Raw genomic sequence first — 18,477 nt, forward strand, 5'->3', positions numbered from 1 at the left:
AGTTTTGTCATCTCCATTTTATGCACTTTAAATTGAAAGTTCTTTTGATAATGAATACAAACTTAAATCTGCCTTGTGCTTTGTTTCAAATGCTTCCCTTAAATCATAATCTATAACTTCATGATTTTTCACGCCAACTGCTCTACCGCCTTTATTTTCCAATAACAATTCAACCGCTCTTGCACCGAATCTTCCTGCTAACACACGATCACGGGCAGATGGAGAACCACCGCGTTGTATATGACCTAAAACAGATGTACGAATTTTTACACCTGTACGTTCTTCCAGTTGCTTCGCCAGCTTATGTCCATTCATTACACCTTCAGCTACAATTATTATACTATGTCGCTTGCCGCGAGCTGCCCCTCGTTCAAGACGGATTACAATATCCTCTATTTCAAATGATTCTTCAGGAATCAAAATAGATTCGGCGCCTGCTGCTAAACCTGACCACAGTGCTATATCGCCCGCATCACGTCCCATTACTTCAATAACAAATGTATTTTCATGGCTTGTTGCAGTATCACGAATTTTATCAATTGAATCAACAACTGTATTCAATGCGGTATCAAAGCCAATCGTATATTCTGTTCCAGGTACGTCATTGTCTATTGTTCCAGGTATGCCGACACAAGGGAACCCTTTTTCAGTTAATTGCATTGCTCCACGATAAGAACCATCTCCACCAATCACTACTAAGCCTTCTATACCTTCTTCTTTCATACGTTCAATTGCTTTATATTGGAATTCGTCCTGTTTAAATTCAGGGAAACGTGCAGAGTACAATTTCGTACCGCCTCGTTGTATAATATCGCCAACCGAACCAATATCTAAAAGTTCAAATTTCCCATTATAAAGACCTTCGTAGCCATGATAAACTCCGACAACGTCTACCTCGTGAAAACGTGCTTTACGAACAACTGCCCTAATAGCAGCATTCATCCCAGGTGCATCTCCACCACTCGTTAAAACCGCAATTTTCTTCATACGACCTTTTCCTCCTATTACGACTGTTACTATTCACATTAACAGAAAACCCACTTATATGTAACTATTCTAGAAAACAAAAATGTAAAGCATTTGAAAATAACGAAAGAATGCGCTTTCACGCATTCTTAGCTCTTCAATCATTAGTTAAACAATATTATTGTTCAATATATTGACCGATGTTCTTAAATTTTGTATAACGATTCTCCACTAATTGCTCGGCACTTTCTTTATTTAAATCGTTTAAAGTATTTGTAATGTATTCTTTCATTATTATAGCTTGCTGTTCCTTATCTTTATGCGCTCCTCCGGCAACTTCCGGAATAATGCCATCAATAATTTCAAGCTGCTTTAAATCAAGGGCTGTTATTTTCATAGCTTCTGCTGCTTGCTTAGCATAGCTTGCATCTTTCCATAAAATCGATGCCGCTCCTTCTGGAGAAATAACTGAGTAGGTCGCATTTTCAAGCATTAAAATTTGGTTCGCTACGCCTAATGCAAGTGCACCACCACTACCGCCTTCCCCTATAACAACACTAATAATCGGTACCCGGAGACCAGCCATTTCAAATAAGTTGCGTGCAATAGCTTCACTTTGACCGCGCTCCTCAGCTGCTTTCCCTGGGTAGGCACCTTTCGTATCAATAAAACAAATAATAGGACGATTAAATTTCTCCGCTTGCTTCATCAATCGCAATGCTTTACGATATCCTTCCGGGTGTGGCATACCAAAATTACGTCGAATATTCTCTTTCGTCGTTTTTCCGCGTTGGTGACCAATAATCGTAATTGCCTGCCCATTAAATGAGGCAATCCCCCCAACAATTGATGCATCATCCTTAAATGTACGATCCCCATGCAGTTCAATGAAATCATCAAATATCCGTTCAATATACTCAAGAGTTGTCGGGCGTTCAGCATGTCGGGCTACTTGCACTCGGTCCCATGGCTCCATATTCGCATAAACATTTTTCTCCAACTCCTGCAATCTCGATTCTAGCTTCTCAATTTCACCGCTCATATCGACTTCCGCTTCTGTTGCAATCGTTTTTAACTCCACAATTTTTTCTCGAAGCTTCACAACTGGTTCTTCAAACGCCATTAATTTAGACATGGGATACGCCTCCTTGTACATGTAACTTCACAATTGTTGCAATTTTATCTCGCATTTCCAATCGATTAAAAATGGCATCAAGTTGACCATGGTCCAATAAAAATTCTGCCGTTTGGAAATCATCAGGCAACTTTTCCCTTACTGTCTGCTCGATGACACGACGCCCTGCAAAGCCAATTAAACTTTGGGGTTCGGCAATATTATAATCCCCAATCGATGCGAAACTTGCAGAAACACCTCCTGTTGTAGGATGCGTCATAATAGAAATATAAAGCAAGCCTTCTTCGCTATGACGTTTTAATGCAACACTCGTTTTCGCCATTTGCATCAAGGAAAGTACGCCTTCTTGCATACGAGCTCCACCACTGGCAGTAAAAATAATAAATGGCACTCTAAGTTCTGTTGCTTTTTCTACAGCTCGCGTAATTTTTTCTCCTACAACAGATCCCATCGACCCCATACGGAAATGTGAATCCATTACTGCAACGACGACCTGCATGCCTTTTAATGCTCCTACCCCTGTTAAAACTGCTTCATTCAAACCTGTTTTCTTTTTATCGATTTCTATTTTTTCCACATAAGCAGGGAAATTTAAAGGGTTTGTCGTTTGAAGATGATCATCCATTGACACAAATGACCCTTTATCTAGAAAGCATGCAATTCTTTCTTCTGCTGTCAAACTAAAATGATGCTGGCATTTCGTACATACTTTCAGGTTTTTCTCTATTTCCTTTGTTACATGAATCATTTTGCATTTTGGACATTTTGTAACGATGCCTTCTGGAAAGGCTTTTTCATCTTCTCTTTTTGTTATATTATCTGTATTTTTTTTGCGGCTAATTGTAAATAAATCACGAATTGACATCGTAATCCCCCTTTGAATTGATTTGAAAAATGTTTATTTTATAATGGCCATCCAGTTTTCGTATGCATCAAGTGCTTCCTGTGAATACCCCATCTGCATAGAAGCTAGTAAAGTCTTTACTTCCCTTTTCTCTTCGGCAGTTATATCAGTCGCGAGCAGCTTGTCGCTAAATGCAAGGAGCTGCAGCCAAATTTTTAATGAAAGTCGGTTCCCGGAAATAACAATACATTCTCGAAGTATATCTTCTCTCTTTAATGATTCCCCAAGCTCCACCTTCACAAAAAAACTTTTCCAAATCGGTAATGCGCAGAAAACAGGAGACTGACAAATGATACGAATTGCTTCTTTTTCGTGCATTTGTCTTGTCGCATGGACATCAGCTATAGATTTCTCATCCTGCAGAATAAACGAACCGACAATTTCAACGAATTGATGGTGCTTCATGCTGGCTAAATAAGTACCTCCACCATGTCTTGTTTCAATTAAACCAAGCAATTCCAAACTACGTAAAGCTTCTCTGACAGAAGACCTTCCCACTTGTAGCTGTTCACTTAACACTCTTTCTGAAGGCAGCTTTTGCCCTTCCTGAATATTTTGTTCAGCTATTAAATCATGCAATTGCTTTACAATTTGTATGAATATTTTTTTTGCGGGCTTTTCTTCCACACTTTTCACCTCATCGGGTCCAACATTCATAATTTATCAAAAGTGGTCAGACCAGTTTATACAGTAAGGATACAAAATGTTTTTGAAGTTGTAAAGGGAAATTATAAAACTATAATCTTATATATAATAAAATTTGCGAATATATAACTATTTTTATGTTTTTTCGATAAAATTTGATGAAGTAATATAAAAAGAGCGTTTCTAATTTTATTAGAAACGCTCTATAATACTATTTATTTTATAATAATTTCCTTGATCTTTATTTGTGATTTATTAAAGCGATGTTCGAAAAACCCTTCAATATAGAGCAAAGTATCCTCCTGTAATTTACCAACGACTTTCTCGTATTCTTTCGGAAAAAGTGTTAAAGAGACCGCCCCATATTCATCCTCCAATTGGACAAATGCCATCAGTTCTCCTCGCTTAGTACGAAGCTGACGCATTTCCTGAACTTGGCCAATCATTTTTACGTAAGCATTTTCTTTCAGTTGGGATAATGTTTGAACTGTTGCTGTAACTTCCGGGAAATGTTTGCGTACTTTAACAATTGGATGATCTGATAAATAAAAACCGAGTACTTCTTTTTCGTATTGTAGCTTTATTTTTTCCGGTATCGGTGATGTTTCATTGTATTTCGGCTTACCAAATGCAAGTAGAGCGCCTTCAAATAAATCATCTCCGCCCGGTCGCACAAAATCAGCTTGTTTTTGTGCTCCTTCAATTGTAGCAAGTAATGTAGCACGATCTTTTCCAAATTCATCAAGTGCCCCAGCTTTAATCAACGGTTCGATTATTTTACGGTTGAAATTCGCTGTCGTCATGGTAACCGCTAAATCAAATATAGATTCGAACGGTTTTTGTCTTTCTTCACGGGCAATTAACAACTTTTGCAAAAATGGCTGAGGTACTCCTTTAATCGCAGAAAAACTAAAACGAATCTTCCCGCCCTCTACTTTAAAATGGCGCATACTTCGATTAATCGATGGCGGCAGAATTTCAATGCCCCTTGCTTTTGCCTCCATTAAAATTTGTGCAAGCTTTTCTGTATTGCCCGTTGCATTTGTAAGAAGAGCAGCATAGAAATTAACAGGATAATTTGCTTTTAAATATGCCATTTGATACGAAATGATACTATATGCTACTGCATGGCTTTTTGGGAAACCATAATCAGCAAAGCGTACAATTAATGCATAAACTTCTTCTGCTACTTGCTCTGTATAGCCTTTTGCCATTGCACCTTTCACAAAAGATGCACGCTGCTGTTCCAACACATCCCGCTTCTTTTTACTTACAGCACGGCGGAGCAAATCAGCCTGTCCAAACGAAAAGCCTGCCATTACATTGGCTATACGCATAATTTGTTCTTGGTAAATGATAACCCCATGTGTTTCTTCCAAAATTGGCGTTAAATCCGGATGCGGCATCATTACCTGCTCTTTTTTATGCTTCCTTCTTGCATAAAGCGGGATAAATTCCATTGGGCCGGGTCTATATAATGCATTTACTGCCACAATATCTAAAAAGTGAGTTGGTTTTATTTCCCGTAGAGCATTTTTCATTCCATCTGATTCGAGCTGGAAAATACCAGCAGTATCTCCATGCTGTAGGAGTTCAAATGTCTTCCCGTCATTAAGTGGAATTTGATTAAAATCCAGTCGAACATCATGTGTAAACTGAATAGATTTCCTAATTTGTTCAAGAATCGTTAAATTGCGCAGTCCTAAAAAATCAATTTTCAACAAGCCTGTTTGCTCAACTTCAAGCATTGGCCATTGTGTCAAATAAATTCCTTCATGACCTTCTTCAATCGGAACGATATCTACTAATGGGACCGGACTTAATACGACGCCCGCTGCATGGGTCGAAGCATTTCGTGGTAGCCCCTCCAATCGAAGCGACGTTTTAAACCACTTTTGGCGTATTGGCTCTGCTGCTATCCACTCCCTCAAATTTTCGGATTTCGAATATGCTTCCTGTAACGTAATACCTGGTTTATTTGGAATAAGTTTTGAAATCATCTCCAATGTTTCACTTTCAAAATTGAACATTCGGGCGACATCTCGTGCAACAGCTTTTGCCGATAGCGTACCAAACGTAATAATTTGCGCGACATACTGCTTCCCATATTTTTTCGCCACATATTGAATTACTTCATGACGCCTCGTATCCAAAAAATCAATATCGATATCCGGTAAAGTTATGCGCTCAGGATTTAAAAAGCGCTCGAATAGTAAATCATATTGTAGAGGGTCTACTTGTGTAATTTCAAGTGCATAGGCAACGAGCGATGACGCAGAAGAGCCTCGTCCTGGACCTGTTAATATTTGTTCCTCTCGTGCAAATCGCATAAAGTCAGCAACAATCAAAAAATAATCAGAATACCCCATTGATTGAATGACGTCCAACTCATAGTTCATCCGTTCCAAATACTGACTCGGCAATGAATCCATTTTTAATCTGCGCTGCAGTCCAGCAACTACTTGCTGCTGCAATATCTTTTCTGCCGTATCCCCTTTCTGTAGAGGAAATCTTGGCATATAAACATCATTCGTAGTTAATTGAACTTGACAGCTCATTAATAAACTTTCCATTTGTAAGAGCCATTGTGGTTCATCCTGGAACTTCCCTTGCCATTGCTCTGCAGTTAATACATAGCTTTCCTGTTTATTGTTTATTGCTGCTTCATTAAGTTTCACACCTGTTTCGATGGCTTGGGCAACTTCATATGAAAAAAAATCCTCTTCTTTCAAAAATAGTGATTCATGTGTCGCAACAATTGGCAACCCATTTTTCACTGCAAATTCTACAGCTTGTCTTTCAAATGGGCCTTCATTTGATCCACGTGATATTCCAATATATAGCTCATTAGAATAAGCATTTTTAATCTCCAGCAATGTATTCTCAGCCGTTTGCTGCAGCCATCTTCCTTGTAAATCAAGAGCGGGAATCATAAAGACTATTCCTTTTCCATAGGCCAGCAACCATCTTAAAGGAATTGTTTGATCCGATCGAATCGCAATACTGCTGGAAATCTTCAATAGATTTTGATAGCCTTCGTTTGTTTTCGCATATAATACAAGCGGCAATGACTGTTCTTCTGTCCATTCTAGCTGTATTGTCAACCCAATTACCGGATGTATGCCGGCCCTTTTCATTTCAAACCAAAAAGGCAAAAGTCCGTACAATTTCGTATTGACGATTGCACAGCTTTTTGCCTTTTGTTGATGTAAAAAAGGGATGAGCTCTTCAAGACGAATTGTACTTTTTAATAAATCGGCACTTGTCCGTATTTGTGGATATACAGTCACGCTTCATCCCTCCAACATATTATTTATATTCTTTACAAATAGCTTTTAAATCATCAATTACTTGATCTGCCTCTTCCCAAGTATAGGCTGTTGCACCGGATGCTAACGGGTGTCCTCCGCCATTATATTTTTTTGCCAGCCCATTGATAATCGGACCTTTCGAACGTAAACGAACACGAATTGTATCATTGTCTTCGATAAACATAACCCATGCACGGATATTTTTCACATTGCCCAACGAGCCAACTAATAGGGATGTTTCGGAAGGTGTAGCATCATATTGCTTTAAAATAGATGAAGGCAATTTAATGTAGGCCATGCCGTTTTCATCCATTTCAAAATGCTGGTATACGTACCCTTGTAAATTTAAAAGTTTGCGTTCCATCTCGTACATACCATCAAATACTTGATTGCGGTCGAAATTATATTGGACTAGCTGACCTGCAGTTTCAAATGTTTTTGGACTCGCACTTGGGAAAAGGAAACGACCCGTATCTCCAACAATGCCTGCAAATAAGAGTCGTGCTGCTGCATCGGACATTTGCCAATTGGCATACTCTCTGCCTTCTTCAAAAAGTTCATAAACCATCTCACTGCATGAGCTTGCATTAGTATCAACCCATAGTAAATCACCATATGCATCGTCATTTGGATGGTGATCGATTTTAATAATAGAGTCACCTTTTTTATAGCGTTCGTCATCAATACGCTCTGTATTTGCTGTGTCAGTTACAATAATGAGTGCATTATTAAACTTCGTATCTTCTATATTTTGCGGGAAAGCTAAAAACGATAAAGACGGATCATGTTCACCGACTGTAAATACTTCTTTCTCCGGATAATTCGCACGTATTAATTCTGCCAAACCAATTTGAGATCCATATGCATCTGGATCTGGTCGTACATGGCGGTGAAGTATAATTGTGTCATATTGTTTAATTTTGTCAATTATTTGACGTTTCACAACATTTCCCCCTCGTACATAGTGAAAACCTATATCATTTTTTATGAAAAATCGTTACAATATTTAGTAGTTTGGCTACTAGGAGGTTCACTATGGTCTATTTAAATTTTCTGTTCGTTGCTGGTATTGTAGCATCACTTGTATTTTACTTTTATTTTAAAACGAAGCAATTCCGCTCTACTTTGCCTATTCGCCGAAAATGGTATACTGCAAAAGCAGGTGTTTCACTTGCATCATTTTTGATTTTCTTCGGCCTTAATGCAATAATCTTATATCCCGATATAATTGGATTTGCCATTGCAGCAGTATTTATTGTTTTAGGTGCCGGTTTAGGTGTAAACAATTATAAACGTATGCGTCATGAAGGACGTTACGTACATGAAGAATATGAATTAAATAAGTAAATGAAAAGGGTGTTTCTAAAGGTGTTGACCTTGAGGACACCCCTTTTTATTATTTAAATTCAATAACACTTTTACATTATCGTTCTAATAGTTGGAAAGTCATCATCGCTTTTCCAACAAGATTTGCTCCACTAAATACTTCAAAATCCATCTTCACAAATTTACGGGACATGTCCAAAATTCTTGGACGGACCGTTAACACACTCTCCATCTGTACAGGCTTGATAAAGTAAATATTCATATTTTCTACAACAGCTTCTCCACGCTTACGACGTTTCAATGCAAAAGCTCCAACTTCCGAAAGTAAAATGGTAAAGGCACCATAGGAAATCGCGCCAAATTGATTTGTCATTTGCGGTGTGACTGTAAACTCCACAGCGATTTCTTCTTCACCCATAACACGCATCTCATTTTTAACCAAATCATCAATTGTCTCTCCGTGCTGTGGCTGACGCTGTGCTAATTGTATCGCCTTTAAAACGTCCTGACGGCTAATAACCCCTTTTAACAGCCCATCTTCATCTATGACCGGAAGCAAGTCTATCCCTTCCCAAATCATTCGGTGGCCTGCAGAGGCTACACTTGTTTTCATGGAAGCAGCAATTGGATTCTTTGTCATAACCTTATCAATCGGTTCTGACTCTTCTTTCCCAATAACATCTTTACTCGTAATCATACCAACTAGCTTATTTTGATGTGTTAAAACAGGGAATGCCCCATGTGTTGTTCGGCGATTCTGTCTATGGAAGTCTGCAATGGTATCACTATTTCTTAGTACGGCAGTATCCTCCATTGGTACGTATACATCTTCAATAAGTAAAATATCTTTTTTAATTAATTGGTCATAAATAGCACGGTTAATCATTGTAGCTACTGTAAACGTATCGTATGTTGTTGAAATAATCGGTAAATCCAATTCATCAGCCAATGCTTTATTCAAATCCGTCGTATCAAAACCACCTGTAATTAATACGGCCGCACCGGTTTTTAATGCATATTCATGAGCTTGTGTACGGTTTCCAACAATCAGAAGGCTTCCTGCATCTGTATATCGCATCATATCGTCAAGCTTCATCGCACCGATTACAAATTTAGTTAACGTCTTATGTAGACCTGACTTCCCACCCAACACTTGACCATCAATAATATTTACAATTTCCGCAAATGTTAATCGTTCAATATTTTCTTTCTTTTTCTTTTCAATACGAATGGTTCCTACACGTTCAATTGAACTAACTAGCCTACGATTTTCAGCTTCTTTAATCGCACGATAAGCTGTCCCTTCACTTACTTGCATTTCCTTTGCAATTTGACGGACAGATATTTTATCGCCAACTGGTAGTGATTCAATGTATTGTAATATTTTCTCGTGTTTTGTTGACAATTACATCACCTATTTCTCATCATTCATTTATGTCCTTAGTGTACCATATTTAAACGTTGCAATTATATATATTCCATATCTATACCCCCATTTTTGCTTATAAAAAACAACAAAAAATAAGACAAACTGCCCAACCAGGTTTACAAGGTTGGGCAGTTTGCTTTTTTATATTAAAATTCTACAAATTCACCTGACTTTAGAATTTGGACTTCCGCCCCTTCTACAAGCTTCGCAAATTCGCCAGGGTTTTGTGTAATTGGTGGGAATGTATTGTAGTGTATCGGGACAACAATTTTTGGTTTTAATAATGTTACTGCATACGCTGCATCTTCTGGTCCCATTGTAAAATTATCCCCGATTGGCAGGAAAGCCACATCAATTGGATGTCGTTTTCCTATCAGTTCCATGTCTCCAAACAATGCCGTATCACCAGCATGGTAAATTGTTTTTCCTTCTGCTGTAAATAAAATTCCTGAAGGCATGCCCGTATAAATAATCTCCTTATTCTCCGTTACATATGAAGAACCATGGAAAGCCTGTGTAAACTTAACCTTCCCAAATTCAAATTCGTGCGCGCCACCGATATGCATATTATGAACATTGCACCCTTGCCAGCCTAAATAATCGGCTAGCTCATTTGGTGCAACAACAAGCGCATTATTCTTTTTGGCCAATTCAACCGTATCTCCTACGTGATCATTATGGCCGTGTGTCAATAAAATAACATCCGGATTTTCGTTTGCAACTTTTAAATCTGTAAGACCATTTCCATTTATAAAAGGGTCTATTAAAATAGTTGTACCATTCGTTACTATTTTTATAACTGAATGCCCATGATATGAAACTTTCATAAAATTACCCTCCTAAAAGATATATTGTCACCTCTGATCTATTCGATACTTATGCATAAATCTCCTTTTTTTGATATGCTTATTATGAATTCAATCTTAGGAAATAAAGGGGATTTTTAATATGTCAAAGCAAAATCAATTACAGCAATATTTAGTAGAAAATGAGTGGGATGCTGCTTTTATCACTACTCCCGATAATGTGTTTTACTTTTCTAATTTTAAAAGTGATCCGCATGAACGTTTACTCGGTGTCATGGTATTTAAAAACGCAGAGCCTTTTTTAATTTGTCCAAAAATGGAAATACCAGACGTTGTAGCAGCGGGATGGTCTTATGAAGTAATTGGACATGAAGATACTGAAAATGCATGGGATGTTGTGGCAAAGGCCGTTCGAGCACGAAACGTAGCATTTAATACATTGGCAATCGAAAAATCCCATTTAACAGTTGAACGTTTAGAAGCAATCCAAGATCGTTTTGATACTTTGAAATTTACAAATATCGACGAAAAGGTAAATGCACTCCGTATTTGTAAAGACGAAGAAGAGCTTGTGAAATTACGTAAAGCCGCACAATTAGCAGACTTTGCAATTGAAGTAGGCTGTGACGCAATCGCTGAAGGCAAAACAGAAATGGAAATTTTAAATACAATTGAATCTGCCATTAAGGCAAAAGGGTATGCGATGAGCTTCAATACGATGGTACTTGCAGGTGAAAAAACAGCTTCTCCACACGGTACTCCGGGTGATCGCAAAATTCAAAAAGGTGACTTCATATTATTCGATTTAGGTGTTATTTATGAAGGGTATTGTTCAGATATTACACGAACAGTAGCATTCGGTCAGCCAAATGAAGAACAAATGAAAATCTACAATACAGTACGCCACGCTAATGAAGCAGCAATCGAAGCAGTAAAACCAGGTGTTCGCGCAATGGATCTAGATAAAATTTCCCGTGATATAATTACTGATGCAGGATATGGTGAATATTTCACTCACCGTTTAGGTCATGGGCTTGGAATTTCAGTCCATGAGTTCCCATCAATTACAGGAACAAATGAAATGACTTTACAGCCCGGTACAGTATTTACAATCGAACCAGGGATTTATAAATCAGACGCAGCCGGAGTTCGTATTGAAGATGATGTAGTCGTAACAAACGACGGCGTAGAAATATTAACGAAGTTTACTAAGGAATTAGTAATTTTATAAATCTAATTGCTATGTCAGCATAGCTGAATTCCCAGGTAACAGCTTTGACACAGTCCTCGCTTTAGCAGCAATCGTTCAAAAAAATATTTAACACATAAAAGGTTGTATTGTTAGTTCATTTTGGACTTCAATACAACCCTTTTTTGAGAGACATTATGCTATTCCTCTATTTCCGCAATTATTCAATCTTAGGCACTTATAAGATTTAGAACATATTTAGTATTTTATTTTTAAAATAAAGTAGGAATAAAGAAAAGTCTCAGTAATATAATTGTCCATGAGAATATTTTTTGTAGGGGATTTGATAATAATCTTTCGCTGTGAGGAGTTGTTATTAAGTGAAGGCATATCAATGTTTTCGCGATATTGAACTACTCGGATTTATATACTTTTAAGGTTATTCCCATATTTTTACTCGTTTTCTATAGGTAAAATTAAGGAATAGGTATTTTATAGAGAAAATTAAAATCAAGAAAGGGAGTGCATCATGAAAAAATTATGGTTATTTATGCTAATCATCCTGCTTATGCTTCTAATGCCAATTAGTTTATTACAAACGCAGCCAGCACATGCCGAGTCGACTCAGTTTATTAATGCAGAAGAAAATATTTTTTTACGTGATGCGCCATCACCTAGTGCAAAACAATTATCACTCATTGAAAACTTTTCTAAAGTTACCGTACTTTCAAAAGATAGACAATGGGCTTATATAACACATAACGGCAATAAAGGTTATATTCATTCAAAAACTTTAACGACGGAAAAACCGGAAAAATTTGAACCTAAAAAACCACCTGTTATTACGAATGGTCTACTCCCTAAAGCTAATCGAAACTATACGTATGAACCTTCTTTTGAAGGAGGAGCAAAAACTACGTATAAAGCTTCCATCAATCCAGATATAAGGAATTCCGTTAGCTTAATGGAAGAAGATTTTATTGGATACACATATATCGAAAATGAAAATAGTTTCGAACTTGGTGTAGCCTATTCTGATGTTTTCTTCTTTTCTTTAAGTTATCCGATGAAGGAAAAGTCGACAATTTATGATACGGATTATGGAATTGAATCGAATACGAAAACAGAAGTAGTTGTTGAAAGTACATCGACTACTTTAAAGACTAAAGCAGGGACTTTTAAGAATGTTGTAGTCATCAAATATCCAAATGGATCTAAACTTTATTTAGCAAAAGATTACGGTATAATTCGAGTTAAAAACTTTGAAGGTGAAATTACAGCAGAGCTTGTTTCGGTGAATTAAATAATCAATAAACAACACTCGGACGTTAATTGGTTAACATCCGAGTATTTTTTGTTTAAAACATTTTATATTACTTTTAGCTGTTTAATCCTGTCAATACGCCTAAAACGTCATCTACAGCTACATAAGGTAATCCCTGTGCATCTGCTACCGCCTCATAGACAACATGCCCATCTACCGTGTTTAAACCAAGCTTTAATGCTGTATTGTCTAAACACGCTTTAATAAATCCTTTATTGGCAATTTGCAGTGCATATGGCACTGTATTATTTGTTAATGCCAGTGTAGATGTACGTGGCACTGCACCAGGCATATTTGCAACTGTATAGTGAACTACGTCATGTTTAACGAATGTTGGGTTGTCATGTGTCGTAACCTTTTCAGAAGTTTCGAAACAACCACCTTGGTCAATCGCAATATCAACTACAACTGATCCTGGTGACATAGATTTAATCATTTCTTCTGTAACTAATTTCGGTGCCTTAGCTCCAGGAATTAAAACAGATCCAATAACTAAATCTGCCGAGCGAACAGCGTCAGCAATATTGTATGGGTTAGAAATTAAAGTTTGTACATCACGACCGAATATATCTTCAAGCTGACGTAAACGTTCTGGGCTTAAGTCAATCACTGTTACATCCGCGCCCATACCTACTGCAATTTTCGCTGCATTTGTACCAGCAATACCGCCACCAATTACAGTTACTTTCCCGCGTGGAACACCTGAGACACCCCCAAGTAAAATCCCTTTTCCACCTTGGTATTTCTCTAAATAATGCGCACCAACTTGAGTCGCCATTTTACCTGCCACTTCACTCATCGGTGTCAATAATGGTAATGAACGGTTTGGTAATTGAACCGTTTCATATGCAATCCCTGTAACACGCTTTTCTAGTAAAGCCTTTGTAAGTTCTGGTTCTGGTGCCAAATGTAGATAAGTAAATAATATTAAACCTTCACGGAAATAACTATATTCACTCTTAACAGGTTCTTTTACTTTCAGAACCATTTCCGCATTCCATGCATCTGCAGCTGTATCTACAATTTTTGCGCCAGCTGCAATATAGTCATCATCTGTAAATGCTGAACCTAACCCAGCACCTTTTTCAATATACACTTCATGACCATTAGCAATTAATGACAATACTCCTGCTGGTGTCATTGCCACACGATTCTCATTATTTTTTATCTCTTTCGGTACCCCGATTTTCAACGTAATTCCTCCCTATAAACATCGCTTAGAAAAATGCATAACATAATTCAAATCCATTCTACCAACTTTAACACAAAAATAGTAGATTTATTTTAAATATAAAATTTATTCAGAATAGTACGCTTCACTGACAATATTTAAATTAGAAATTATATTAAATATTGTAATAAAAATATATTATCATAGTATTTGAACAAATTATGTACATTTCCAACCTAAATCGTGACATAACAATGGTAATTTTTTTAATTTTCGGGGTTAGGTGTTTCTATTCGAAAAACATTTGTTATAATGAAGTCATAGAAAAATTAGGAGGTAATGGAAATGGCAAATCATTATAAAAGCATTGTAGTAGCGGTAGACGGTTCTAAAGAGGCTGAATATGCGTTCCGTAAATCAATTGATGTAGCAAAACGCAATGAAGGTGCAACAATTAATTTAGTAAACGTTATCGATACACGTTCTTTTGCTGCTATCGAAGCTTATGATCGTTCAATTGCTGAGCGTGCTCAACAACATGCTGAAGAACTACTGAATGGCTATAAAAAGCAAGCAGAAGAAGATGGTGTTGAGAATGTAAATCTTATCATCGAGTATGGTTCTCCTAAAAATATTATTACAAAAGACCTTTCAAATATTGTAGAAGCAGATTTAATCATTTGTGGAGCTACTGGTTTAAACGCTGTAGAACGTTTCTTAATCGGATCAGTTTCAGAATCAATCGTTCGTACTGCTAAATGTGACGTATTAGTAATTCGTACTCCAGAATGATTTCATAGTTTAAAAGTAAAATGCCATCTTCTCACATTGAGTAGATGGCATTTTTGGCTCTATAATATCTGTTTCTTCAGTTAAACTAACATCATGATGTATATTAACGTTTTTGATTATTGCTTTCTTTCCACATACGTACCTTTTCAAAAAACATTGCCAACGCTTCTCTATTGGACATATTAGGTACTTTTGCCAATAACACTTCGCGTGGTGCTTTTAGTTGTGTACTTTGCTTCTGTAAAATTAAAATACTTTTCTCATGTGCTTTTGAAGCGAATAGATTTTCAGGGAGCTGGATGACAGCCTGAATCCACGCATGGCCCTTAATATACTGATGCAATTGCTTTGCTTGGTCAGATTCAAATAAGTTAGATGGAACTAAGAAAAATGCAAAGCCGCCTTCTTTTGTATAATTCAGCGATTGCTCAATAAATAAGTGGTGTGAATAACTCATTCCTTCTGCTGCACATAATTCATAATCAAGTGCTACCTCTTCGTTCGGATAATAACCTACAGGTAAGTCACATACCACTGCATCTACCGGATCGACTAGTAGCTTCTCGAGTGCATCCTGGCGAAATAGTGTTACAGGTTGTTCAACTAAGTCTCCAGTTGCTGCGGCTAATCGAATTAGCACATCATCAACTTCTACCCCAGTAGCTTCCACTTTACCTTCAAACGCATTCATTAATGTAAACAGTAAATTTCCTGTCCCTAAGGCTGGGTCTACTATTGATATTGATCGCTCAGTGAGTTCCTGTTCAAAGCAGCGCTCCACAAAATGGCTCACAATCAGTCCTAACGTGTCAGGGGTCATTTGGTGATTTGGCTGAGCACTTTTACGCATACCTTTAAGAATCGCAATTTGGATAGCTTTACGCATATCTTCCTTAGTTGCACCTTCTACTTGCCACTCAAATTTCCCATCAAGTGTTTCTTCCAATGTTTGTAACAACGCTTCTAAATAATCCTGCTCTTCTTGGGCAACAATAGTTTCAGCATGGTCATTAATGTATTTAAAGATTTGTTCAAACTTCTCCATAAAAATAACTCCCTCATTCCTATTCATCAAAGAAACGATACCCACTAAAAAGTGAGACACCACCTCTTTACTGTGGATTCTCTTTTGAAATCTATTTTCCAATCCACAAATGAACAACCCACTCAATAATCATTGAGTGGGTATCCATCTTCATTTATTTACTTTACAACAAAATCGTAAAAAACGAAATTATTTTGAAATGGCTTTTACAGCTTCAATTGCTGCGTCATAGTTAGGGTGGTCTGTACCTTCTGGAACATATTCTACATAAGTTACTTTGCCTGCTTCATCAACTACAAAAATTGAACGTGCTAATAGGCGTAATTCTTTCATATGTACGCCATACGCTTCACCAAAAGATGCATCGCGGTGGTCAGATACGGTTACGACATTGTCAATACCTGCTGCTCCACACCAGCGTTTTTGAGCAAATGGCAAGTCCATTGAAACTGTATAAATGACTACATTTTCACCTAAATTGGCTGCTGCTTCATTAAATGTACGTGTCTGCTTGTCACAAACACCTGTTTCTAATGATGGTACAACTGAAAATAAGCGAATTTTACCCTCAGAGTTCTTTAGTGTTACCTCTGATAAATCGTTTGCTAATACTTTAAAATCTGGGGCTTGATCCCCTACTTTTACCTCATTGCCGATTAATGTTACCGGACCGTTTTTAAATGTTACTTGTGCCATAACTATACGCCTCCTTTATATTCCCTAATATTACTAAACATGATTTGAAAAATGCAACTAACTGAGCTTACATTCACTTACTAAATAAAGAAAAGGGTTGCTCGGTATCAAATTGATCACGAAGCAACCCTTTCTTTTCTATAGAAGGTGTCGATAATTTACAATTCCCCTTCTAATATTTTTTAAACATCTTTAGTATAAATTCTTTCATGAATGACAACAGTATCCGCAAAATAATCTGCAATACTTTTATTATTCGGTGAAAAAGCGACGATTAAATATGGTAAGTACAATAATGTTCCATTAATAAATCTGCCTACTACTTCACGAAACAGAATAGTCATCCAGTCCAATGATTCGCCATTTTCCTTTTCAACCTTTATGCCAAAAACCATTTTCCCTAATGTTTGCTTAAAGAACTTCGTCAACAGGACAAAATAAGCATAAAAAATAATTCCAGATATAATGGTCATTGGCGCATACCAAACATTGCTAGCTGTGTCCCAATCCATTAAAGCAAATATTGGCTTTATAGATATACCTACTATTGCACTAATGACAAGGGAATCCAATACAAAAGCCCAAAAACGCATCCAAAAACCCGCTGTTTTTTGTTTAATAGAAGGCAGCTCTTCGGCAGATGTTGTATCAACTACTTCGATTGCTTCAGTCATTGCTTTCCCCCCTATTAGTAGTCACCGTATAAATACATCATACGCGGTGAATTCGTTGATGAAATAATTTTAGATAAAACTTGTGATTCTGCTGATGGGCTGAACATTGAGCCTAATTTGGCACCTAAAAATAACCCCCAGCTCGATGTATCCATCGTATATTCAAACAACTCTGCATCTTCCAAACTATAGTCTGCACGTAATGCATTGATAGCTGCTTCTTCATTACCGATTTCATCTACTAAGCCTGCTCTTAATGCCTGTGAACCACCTAATACACGACCATCAGCAACCTTTTTCACTTCTGCTTCCGACATATTACGTCCAGTTTCAATAATATCGACAAAATGTTCATAAGATTCATCAATCATCTCTTGAAGCATTGCTAGCTCTTCTTCAGTAGATGGGCGTGACCCTCCGAACATATCCTTATGCTCGCCAGATTTAATCGTTTCAAATTCGACTCCGATTTTTTCAGCTAATTTCTCATAATTGATTGACTGCATAATTACACCAATTGATCCTGTAATCGTTTCGCGCTGGGCAAAAATCTTATCTGCTGGTGCTGAGATATAATAGCCACCAGAAGCAGCCATCGCCCCCATCGTTACATAAATCGGTATTTGTTTTTCTTCTTTAATTTGTAATAACTTTTGGTATATTTCTTCTGATTCGATTACACCACCACCTGGTGTATTAACCGTTAAAAGAACTGCCTTAACCGTTTCATCTTTTAAAACAGCGTCCAACTGTTCCAGAAATGCTTGATGATTATAATCAACAGTTTCCCAAATACTTGGTTCTCCAACATCCTGAATTACACCATCAACTTTCAAATTGGCAATGCGCTCCGTAAAATCACCTGATTCGATTACATTTTCATATGTAAGAGCACCTGACCCCATCATAGTATCAAAGCTACTAAAGAAATCGGTTTTAAAAATAGTAATAATCGTATTAATCCCAATTGAGAAAAATAATAATACGGCAGCTATTATTAAAGCTACTACTCGTTTTGTATTCATGCCTTCGCCTCCTTATTATATGTACGATGGTATATTAAA

The 18,477-nt window shown here is 37.2% G+C and carries 17 protein-coding genes; 4 read left to right on the top strand and 13 right to left on the bottom strand.

The genetic code is table 11. The features are described from left to right. Positions 1 to 27: 27 nt before the first annotated feature. The 6 genes from pfkA to H9632_RS04420 all read right to left on the bottom strand — a co-directional run bounded on the left by pfkA (position 28) and on the right by H9632_RS04420 (position 7,904). Complete coding sequence (pfkA, locus tag H9632_RS04395; RefSeq protein WP_191702889.1) at positions 28 to 987, bottom strand: 6-phosphofructokinase; 960 nt, start codon at positions 985 to 987, stop codon at positions 28 to 30. A gap of 157 nt (positions 988 to 1,144) precedes the next feature. After that, positions 1,145 to 2,101 carry an acetyl-CoA carboxylase carboxyltransferase subunit alpha gene (locus H9632_RS04400; protein ID WP_191702890.1) on the bottom strand — a complete coding sequence of 319 codons (957 nt, stop codon included), beginning with the start codon at positions 2,099 to 2,101 and terminating at the stop codon, positions 1,145 to 1,147. Beyond that, positions 2,094 to 2,966 carry an acetyl-CoA carboxylase, carboxyltransferase subunit beta gene (gene accD / locus H9632_RS04405; RefSeq protein ID WP_191702891.1) on the bottom strand — a complete coding sequence of 291 codons (873 nt, stop codon included), beginning with the start codon at positions 2,964 to 2,966 and terminating at the stop codon, positions 2,094 to 2,096. The genes H9632_RS04400 and accD overlap by 8 nt, the downstream gene beginning before the upstream one ends. Before the next feature lie 33 nt (positions 2,967 to 2,999). Further along, complete coding sequence (locus H9632_RS04410; RefSeq protein ID WP_191702892.1) at positions 3,000 to 3,632, bottom strand: FadR/GntR family transcriptional regulator; 633 nt, start codon at positions 3,630 to 3,632, stop codon at positions 3,000 to 3,002. 233 nt (positions 3,633 to 3,865) lie between these two features. Further along, a complete protein-coding gene (dnaE, locus tag H9632_RS04415) occupies positions 3,866 to 6,940 on the bottom strand; it encodes a DNA polymerase III subunit alpha (protein ID WP_191702893.1) in 3,075 nt (1,024 codons plus the stop codon). A 19-nt stretch (positions 6,941 to 6,959) separates the two neighbouring features. Then, positions 6,960 to 7,904, bottom strand: a complete 945-nt coding sequence (locus tag H9632_RS04420; RefSeq protein WP_191702894.1) for a DHH family phosphoesterase — start codon at positions 7,902 to 7,904, stop codon at positions 6,960 to 6,962. 92 nt (positions 7,905 to 7,996) lie between these two features. Between H9632_RS04420 and H9632_RS04425 the strand changes: the two genes are divergently transcribed. Then, on the top strand, positions 7,997 to 8,308 hold the full coding sequence (locus tag H9632_RS04425) for a YtpI family protein (RefSeq protein ID WP_191702895.1): 312 nt from the start codon (positions 7,997 to 7,999) through the stop codon (positions 8,306 to 8,308). Between the two features lie 76 nt (positions 8,309 to 8,384). On the opposite strand, the gene H9632_RS04430 is transcribed toward H9632_RS04425, so the two are convergent. Both H9632_RS04430 and H9632_RS04435 read right to left on the bottom strand, forming a co-directional pair. Beyond that, positions 8,385 to 9,692, bottom strand: coding sequence for a DRTGG domain-containing protein (locus tag H9632_RS04430; RefSeq protein ID WP_191702896.1), 1,308 nt, complete (start codon positions 9,690 to 9,692; stop codon positions 8,385 to 8,387). 170 nt (positions 9,693 to 9,862) lie between these two features. Beyond that, complete coding sequence (locus tag H9632_RS04435; protein ID WP_191702897.1) at positions 9,863 to 10,543, bottom strand: metal-dependent hydrolase; 681 nt, start codon at positions 10,541 to 10,543, stop codon at positions 9,863 to 9,865. Between the two features lie 121 nt (positions 10,544 to 10,664). Between H9632_RS04435 and H9632_RS04440 the strand changes: the two genes are divergently transcribed. Together H9632_RS04440 and H9632_RS04445 are read left to right on the top strand one after the other, a co-directional pair. Next, positions 10,665 to 11,753: a M24 family metallopeptidase gene (locus tag H9632_RS04440; protein ID WP_191702898.1), complete on the top strand. Its 1,089-nt coding sequence runs from the start codon at positions 10,665 to 10,667 to the stop codon at positions 11,751 to 11,753. 487 nt (positions 11,754 to 12,240) lie between these two features. Beyond that, positions 12,241 to 13,014 (top strand): SH3 domain-containing protein, encoded by a 774-nt coding sequence (locus H9632_RS04445; protein ID WP_191702899.1) that lies wholly within the window; start codon positions 12,241 to 12,243, stop codon positions 13,012 to 13,014. A 76-nt stretch (positions 13,015 to 13,090) separates the two neighbouring features. On the opposite strand, the gene ald is transcribed toward H9632_RS04445, so the two are convergent. After that, a complete protein-coding gene (gene ald / locus H9632_RS04450; RefSeq protein WP_191702900.1) occupies positions 13,091 to 14,227 on the bottom strand; it encodes an alanine dehydrogenase in 1,137 nt (378 codons plus the stop codon). Positions 14,228 to 14,551: 324 nt separating this feature from the next. Between ald and H9632_RS04455 the strand changes: the two genes are divergently transcribed. Next, the gene (locus H9632_RS04455) at positions 14,552 to 14,998 is read left to right on the top strand and encodes a universal stress protein (RefSeq protein ID WP_191702901.1); all 447 of its coding nucleotides are present in this window, start codon (positions 14,552 to 14,554) and stop codon (positions 14,996 to 14,998) included. Between the two features lie 103 nt (positions 14,999 to 15,101). On the opposite strand, the gene H9632_RS04460 is transcribed toward H9632_RS04455, so the two are convergent. From H9632_RS04460 to sppA, 4 genes are all read right to left on the bottom strand, one after another. Next, positions 15,102 to 16,043 (bottom strand): class I SAM-dependent methyltransferase, encoded by a 942-nt coding sequence (locus H9632_RS04460; RefSeq protein ID WP_191702902.1) that lies wholly within the window; start codon positions 16,041 to 16,043, stop codon positions 15,102 to 15,104. A gap of 189 nt (positions 16,044 to 16,232) precedes the next feature. After that, on the bottom strand, positions 16,233 to 16,739 hold the full coding sequence (gene tpx / locus H9632_RS04465) for a thiol peroxidase (protein WP_191702903.1): 507 nt from the start codon (positions 16,737 to 16,739) through the stop codon (positions 16,233 to 16,235). Positions 16,740 to 16,921: 182 nt separating this feature from the next. Then, entirely contained in the window at positions 16,922 to 17,413 is a 492-nt protein-coding gene (locus H9632_RS04470; RefSeq protein WP_191702904.1) for an RDD family protein, read from the bottom strand. 14 nt (positions 17,414 to 17,427) lie between these two features. Further along, entirely contained in the window at positions 17,428 to 18,438 is a 1,011-nt protein-coding gene (sppA, locus tag H9632_RS04475; RefSeq protein WP_191702905.1) for a signal peptide peptidase SppA, read from the bottom strand. Positions 18,439 to 18,477: the final 39 nt, after the last annotated feature.

The sequence above is a fragment of the Solibacillus merdavium genome (assembly GCF_014836935.1).
In the GTDB taxonomy this organism is placed as follows: domain Bacteria; phylum Bacillota; class Bacilli; order Bacillales_A; family Planococcaceae; genus Solibacillus; species Solibacillus ferritrahens.